The sequence below is a fragment of the Alicyclobacillus sp. SP_1 genome, from assembly GCF_024706985.1.
Lineage (GTDB): Bacteria > Bacillota > Bacilli > Alicyclobacillales > Alicyclobacillaceae > Alicyclobacillus_I.
Window position 1 is genome coordinate 57,997 of sequence record NZ_JAMCCX010000018.1, and the last position, 6,617, is coordinate 64,613.

The 6,617-nt window shown below is 48.9% G+C and carries 7 protein-coding genes; 6 read left to right on the forward strand and 1 reads right to left on the reverse strand.

Translation table 11 applies throughout. From position 1 onward, the window contains the following. Positions 1 to 60: 60 nt before the first annotated feature. Together M4I36_RS06290 and M4I36_RS06295 are read left to right on the forward strand one after the other, a co-directional pair. Positions 61 to 879, forward strand: a complete 819-nt coding sequence (locus tag M4I36_RS06290; RefSeq protein ID WP_258110874.1) for a GNAT family N-acetyltransferase — start codon at positions 61 to 63, stop codon at positions 877 to 879. 78 nt (positions 880 to 957) lie between these two features. Continuing rightward, the gene (locus M4I36_RS06295) at positions 958 to 1,719 is read left to right on the forward strand and encodes a nucleoside phosphorylase (protein ID WP_258110875.1); all 762 of its coding nucleotides are present in this window, start codon (positions 958 to 960) and stop codon (positions 1,717 to 1,719) included. Positions 1,720 to 1,975: 256 nt separating this feature from the next. Here the strand turns inward: M4I36_RS06295 and M4I36_RS06300 are convergent, their stop codons facing one another. Beyond that, positions 1,976 to 2,578: a TetR/AcrR family transcriptional regulator gene (locus M4I36_RS06300; RefSeq protein ID WP_258110876.1), complete on the reverse strand. Its 603-nt coding sequence runs from the start codon at positions 2,576 to 2,578 to the stop codon at positions 1,976 to 1,978. Between the two features lie 255 nt (positions 2,579 to 2,833). Here M4I36_RS06300 and M4I36_RS06305 point away from each other — a divergent pair, with 255 nt between their 5' ends. The 4 genes from M4I36_RS06305 (at position 2,834) to M4I36_RS06320 (ending at position 6,567) form a co-directional block, all read left to right on the forward strand. Next, positions 2,834 to 3,673, forward strand: coding sequence for an NAD(P)H-binding protein (locus M4I36_RS06305; RefSeq protein WP_258110877.1), 840 nt, complete (start codon positions 2,834 to 2,836; stop codon positions 3,671 to 3,673). Between the two features lie 628 nt (positions 3,674 to 4,301). Then, positions 4,302 to 4,907: a hypothetical protein gene (locus M4I36_RS06310; protein ID WP_258110878.1), complete on the forward strand. Its 606-nt coding sequence runs from the start codon at positions 4,302 to 4,304 to the stop codon at positions 4,905 to 4,907. 41 nt (positions 4,908 to 4,948) lie between these two features. Beyond that, on the forward strand, positions 4,949 to 5,899 hold the full coding sequence (locus tag M4I36_RS06315; protein ID WP_258110879.1) for a ring-cleaving dioxygenase: 951 nt from the start codon (positions 4,949 to 4,951) through the stop codon (positions 5,897 to 5,899). A gap of 230 nt (positions 5,900 to 6,129) precedes the next feature. Next, the gene (locus tag M4I36_RS06320) at positions 6,130 to 6,567 is read left to right on the forward strand and encodes a hypothetical protein (protein ID WP_258110880.1); all 438 of its coding nucleotides are present in this window, start codon (positions 6,130 to 6,132) and stop codon (positions 6,565 to 6,567) included. Positions 6,568 to 6,617 lie beyond the last annotated feature (50 nt).

The following is a 6,617-nucleotide window of genomic DNA, read 5'->3' on the forward strand; positions in this document are numbered from 1 at the left end:
TTTTCGGGTTATGTCTGGCGCGTGTTGACGCTTCATCAGGGATGGTTAGGGGTGAGACAGTTGACGGTATTTCTGAATCAAGAACTGGCGCGTAAAATCGAATATGGTGTCGTTCGAGGGAATCGAGATCTCGTGGAGGCTTGGAATTCATCAGGATTCTCAACGACGGTGATGACCAAAGAGTTCAATCACGCTCTCGCTATATATGGTGGCGCTGAATGCCCTGTCAATGAAACAGTAGGCCTTGGAATGTTTTCTCCAGTTGCAGAGTCAACAATCGAAGAAATTGAGCGCTTTTATCATGCGAATCATCACGCATCTGTCATTCGAGTATGTCCGTTAGCTCATCCTTCGCTCATCGAATTAACACGCCAACGAGGGTACGTTCTTAATGGGTTCTCGTATCGCTGGATTCTCGACTTAAATTCTTGGGAGCCGCGGTGTGAAGTGGCGGATTCGCGCGTCCGGATGGCTGCGAAAGAGGAAGAAATGGAGTGGGCGCGTGTCGTTGCTGCGGGGTTTGCCGATGTTGACGCAGTTCCGGTTGACCAAAACCTTGATTTAGACAGAGCATTTTTTCGCATGCAGAACAGTGTACCCGTCCTAGCTTTCGAAAATGGAGTTGCCGCCGCCGGAGGAATCGTTGCATTAGGCGATGAAGTTGCCGCTCTGTTTGCAACCAGTACTCGTCGGTCGTATCGAAAGCGGGGGTTGCAGACAGCGTTGCTGGATTGGAGGCTTCGTTTTGCGAAAGAAAATGGCGCTACTATAGCAACCATTGAGACTGACCCCGGCTCAAACTCACAGCGCAACGCGGAAAGGATGGGGTTTCGATTGGCCTACGTAACCGCCGAGTTAGTCAGGCCCGCTCAGAGTTAGATTCCGCCATGTTACGAAACGATGGCGGAAGACCGGATCGTCGGATAGAGAAGGAAAATGGAAACGGAGGGACGAACAGTGACAACCAAGGAAACCACACGGGTTATGAGATTCACTCCAGAAATGTATATGGACTATCACGTACGTCGTATGGGAATTCAAATTGAAGATATTGGTGTTGCACCGACTGTCATCATGACGTGGTTTACGCGAATTCGGGAGTCACTCACTAGCGCGGTGAATGGCTGTGTCTTATCCAATGCACCATTTCGTCACGCCATATCTGGGGAGATAAATTCGACTCCCGTAACCATCGTGCAGTGTCCAATCGGAGCTCCGGGTACCATTTCCCATATGGAGGAGTTGATTGTTTGCGGAGCCCGCCGTTTTATCGGAATTGGAGCAGCGGGGAGTTTGCAACCGGACAACCCAATCGGAAGTTTGCTGATTCCCGATGAGTGTGTTCGTGACGAAGGGACATCTCGGCATTACCTACCGGAAGATGCGGTCGTATGTGCTACACCCACACTGCAGAGCAGGCTGGTTTTTTGTGCCCAATCGCTCGGATACTCGGTCTCCGTCGGGCGTCATTGGACCACGGACGCTATCTACAGAGAGCCTGTGAGCGACATCCATCGTCATCGCGAGTCTGGGGTTCTTGGAGTAGATATGGAAACCTCCGCGATGTACGCGCTAGGACAAGTGCGCGGCGTAGAGGTTGCGAACGTGCTGGCCGTGAGTGATGAGTTGTGGCATGCGTGGAACCCGGCTTTTGGCTCTGATGCTCTTGACGCTGGATTGGAACGTGCGTGTGAGATAGCGTTGGCAGCAACTGTCTGAAGTTTGACTGACTCTTTGCCGATTAAAATACATCTTGATGGCGCGGCGGATAATTGTGACTAGGAATGCAAACGAAGTGCCTGTCACTGCGAATGCAGATCATCGCTCAGCATGTATACAGGGATGGGCACTCCGTCGTTCCGTCACAGACTTGCTCCTTCCGCAACAATGTACATCGGGAACACGAAAGTCGTTTTAAATCGCAGACCGCTCCTCAGAACTCAACGACGGTTGGGGTCGGTGTCGACCTTGTTGCTCATTCCTCATTCTCGGTGTAACGCAGTGTGTGGACAAACATTGAAACTAGTGTGTCGACCATCTCATCAGACTGCGCTTGCAGCAAGGCGGCATTATCTTTAAAACTGCAAATCATCAGTACGTGATGAAATAGTTGTCCATAGAACATTCGTGACATGAGCTTGAAATTTCTCTCGTCAATCTTCTGTTGTTGAGCTAAGTCTGTTAGATACTCCGCTAAGTGCTCTTCTAGCCGCCTTGGAATGGTGTAAATTAGGTCTGCAAGGGATGGATTCCTTGGTATTTCCATGATTCCAATGCGAACGTAGTCTAAATTTTTGTACTCGGCTTCTAAATAGGTGTGAGCGAGGAGAGTCAAATCCTCACGCAAATTCCCTTGTAGTTGTGCATTTAGTTTCTCTGATAACATAGAGGTGGGTGCATAATGAGAGAGGACTTCGCGAAATAAATTCTCCTTTGACCCAAAGTGACGAAATAAAGTAATCTCATTAACTTCCGCCATTTGCGCAATATCTCGCGTTGCACTTCCGTCATATCCTTTGATAGAAAACAGCGACAGAGCCGCTTCCATAATCCGCTCACGTGTGTTCGACTTCTCCAATGTGGGCACCTCGTATCGTCATACAATCGTTGAGTCAGGGTAAACTTTTGAAGCATCTCATCCATCGTGACTGCCAATGTTGACTGCATCGGGTAAACCAAAGAACAGAATCTCAAAAGCGGGATTTCATTAAAAGTATTTCAAAAGTCTGCCTAGGTTCATCGTGAATCATAACATTGACATTTTTATTTTATCAGGTTACCGTAAACGTTGCAAGCAAGTACTTGCATTTTGTGAAAGGTGGGCCATTGACGAATGCAGAATGAATCGAAAGTCTTGGTTACTGGAGCAACAGGAAACGTGGGTCGTGAAATTGTTAAGCAGATGTTGGGCGTGGGCCAGGCAATTCGCGTCATGAGTCGCAATGTGGATAAGGTAACGTTTGCCAACCATGTGGAAGTTGTCGGTGGAGATTTGACAAATGCAATCCAGGTGAAGGAGGCACTCAAAGGAGTTCGCAAGGTCTTTCTCATTCATGTACCCGGTGCCGACTCATTTCCACAGGTTTGTCGCGAGATGGGAGTTGAGCACATTGTCTTCCTCTCATCGAGTGCCATTGAGTCCGCGACAGAAAATGCCATCGGACGCATGCATGCCCATACGGAGTCTCTGATTGACGAATCGCATGTGGACTGGACATTTCTGAGACCGGATGCCTTTATGTCAAATTCGCTTCAATGGGCAAAGGCCATCAGAGAAGAAGGGGTTGTAAGAGCAGCATTTGGTCATGTGAAGTCCACCCCGATAGACCCGAGAGACATTGCAGCGGTCGCCGTGAAAGCGCTCTGTTCTGTGGGACATGCACGAAAAATTTACACCTTGACTGGACCAGAGACGGTCACACCGAAAGACCAAGCTCAAATCATCCAGGGCGTGCTCGGCAAGAAAGTTGAATTTATCGACATTCCTGGCGAGATGGCTCGGCAGCAAATGTTGCAATACGCTCCAAAGGAAATCGTTGATGCGTTGTTCACCTTGTCGGCAGATTCGCTTGCAGACCCTAAGCCCCCTACAAAGACCGTGGAAGACGTCACTGGCATGCCAGCACACACGTTTGAGCAATGGGTGATGGACAACAGGGCGGCCTTTCGTTAAAGCATCAAGAATAAGCAGGTCTTGTAAAATTGGGCCTGCTTATTTTCATAGACCGTTTGTGGAGTCAATCAGGTACTGATGAAACGCCACGCATGCGCGCACCATTTTCGAGTCTTCTGTCACAGCCTATCTGTCCACCTCACTGAGTTTCTTCGCGCTCCACCGTGCGCTACACTGCATAAAAGGATTAAAATGGATTAAAATGGACTAACCGGATGTCATGTCGGTCCGGCATGGAGGTGCTTACGCCGACGACATTGTTGGGGCGTATCCGGATACTTGTCTGCAGGGACTAGCAAGTCTAGGAATCATGCGAGTGGTAGCTTGTGCTGAACTAAACCTGTCCCGTGCACAGAACAGAGAAGGGTTGGGCCGAGACCGTCAAGGGACTGGACAGCTTGCAGGCCCTGACATCCACATTATGTAGCGGGCCAATGGAGCGATGACATACCATGCAGTGGAAGCGATGCAAGTGACAGGCTACCTAGTCCAGAGGACGCGCGCTTTGGTCCCAGAACCCATTTGGACATGGAGCAAAATGTAAGAGTGTGCTATTGTAAATTTGTTGTTTCCACGAGGACCTCATACGCTGGATAGACAGTGCAGAATTGGGGGAAGGGGTGTTACTGTGAAAGACAGTGTATTTGGAATCATCGGCGTCACTATGCTCGTCACGACAGCGATTACAGGTTGTTCCACTTCCGCTACTCAATCCACTCATGTCACTCATACTGTTGTCAAAACGCATAGGGCGATAGCACCATTGACAAAAACCGACGTCACGAAAGAGTTAGAAGGGCAGACAAGTGCGAATGTCTTTCATGATATTCATATGATTACTCTGAAAAATGTCGGCACTCGAGCGTATTCCCTATTGTCTTTTCAAGAGAACGGACAATTGAAGTATGCGGTTGTTTTCCGTTCACCATCGCAAGGTACTGGTATGGGAATTGTGTCGGTGACACACGTCAAGGGACAGCCATTAGAAGCAGGTCAATTAGTGGGCAAAGATGGCTATAACTTTGTTGCTGGAGTGGTGGTGCAGGACCCAAGTGTGAAGCGTGTGGTTCTCACCTTTACGAATGGCAGCGTGAAACAAGCCCCAATACGAAATGGGTATTTTTGGTTCTTTGGTAAGGTTGGAACATCACAGTCAGATGCTTATTTACAAGGTATGATGGGTGTGACTGACCACGGGCAAATAGTCGTCAACGCGGCTCCTGGTTTTTCCTAAAAATCAGAATAAAGACGAATCGATTCAGAGGAGGCACACCGGTGGAGTTAACAGGAATTCATCATCTGACCGCGGTCTCGGCTCGCATTCGCGATAATTATCAGTTTTACACAAAGGTCATGGGCATGCGTCTTGTCAAACGCAGCGTCAACCAGGACGACGTCAGTGCTTATCACTTATTCTACAGTGGAGACAAGCGTGGTGTTCCCGGCAATGACTTAACTTTTTTTGACTGGGATATCGCGCAAGAACACCGAGGCACCCGCAGTATTATTCGGACGTATTTGCGGGTGAGCGGGCATGATGCCCTGTGTTGGTGGGCAGATTGGCTTGCCGATCACGGTATCGACCATGCTGGTATTGGCGAATTGGACGGTCGTGCTACTCTCTTCTTTGAAGACCCAGAGGGGCAAAGACTTGCACTGATAGACGACGGTGGAGACGGCGCGCTCCATCAGCCATGGGAACGGAGTTTTGTTCCTGCTGAAAATCAAATTCGTGGCCAAGGTCCGATTCTGCTGAGCGTACCGAAGTTACACCACACCGACTGGATGCTGACCAATGTGTTAAACATGCGTCAAGTGCGCCAATATGCGCATCCGGACGAAGGTATTGTCCATGTCTATGAAATGGGATTGGGTGGACCACACGCAGAGTTGCACATCACTGAGCAACCAGACTTGCCACCATGCCAGATGGGCGCGGGTGGGGTACATCACGTGGCACTCCGAACGCCGAATGACGAAGAATTTCATGAATGGACGAAGCTCATTACTTCAAAGGGTATACCCAATAGCGGCGAAATCGACCGCTACTGGTTCCGTAGCCTGTATTTTCGTGAACCGAATGGCATTTTGTTTGAAATTGCCACGGACGGTCCCGGATTTTCGGTGGACGAAGACGCAGAGACTCTTGGTGAAAAAGTGGTTCTCCCGCCATTTTTAGAAACTCGGCGCGCTGAAATTGTTGCGAATCTAAAGCCTATCGATTGAGCAGTCAGACATCGGTGGTGCGGACGTTGCCGATTTCAATTTAGGCCCTCATGCCATCTTAGCAACGACATGGCAAGGTTTCCAATGTATAAAATCTCAGACGTGGATGTTCATTTTGCTGTTTGACGTATACGTTCAGACCGCTCTGCGTTGTAGGTTGGGTGTGTGATGGGGTGCTGGTTTCATTTTGTAAGGCGTGATGGTTAAACCACCCTTAGGAAGGGGCGCAGATGATGGACAATTTGAAGCCAGCTCGCATATACTCGTACGCAAGACTCATGTATGTCGTGACTTACGCTATTTTAGTCATAGGGCTGTTTCTATGGGACTTGACCATTATGGCTCGCATACCATGGACCAGCCACGACGGTATAAATTGGTTTCAATTTGACATCCCGTCGCTCTGCATGGTCATTTTGGTATGGCTCCCGGCTCTTCAGAACGTGTCTTACCGCAGGAACGTGCTTAACATTCTAGTAGATGAGGCAAACTCAACCTGCATGATAGCAGAAGGGAGATTTGCTGGGCGCTGGCGACTTCGCAAAAAGTCATCACAATCCATGTCCACTCTGAAAGTTCTCGCAATTTTTGGGCTGGTATTGATTGCTATCATTGTTGCAATCGATATTTCTTTGTTACTAAAGCAGTCCTGTAATGAAGCAATTTAAGATTTGCTAGATTAAAAAACCTCCTGGTATCGTGGTAGGTGACGAAACCA

What these genes read in the sequence shown, in the direction of transcription:
- M4I36_RS06305 (WP_258110877.1), top strand. Translation starts at nt 2,834, where the DNA reads ATGCAGAATGAATCGAAAGTCTTGGTTACTGGAGCAACAGGAAACGTG.
- M4I36_RS06320 (WP_258110880.1), top strand. Translation starts at nt 6,130, where the DNA reads ATGATGGACAATTTGAAGCCAGCTCGCATATACTCGTACGCAAGACTC.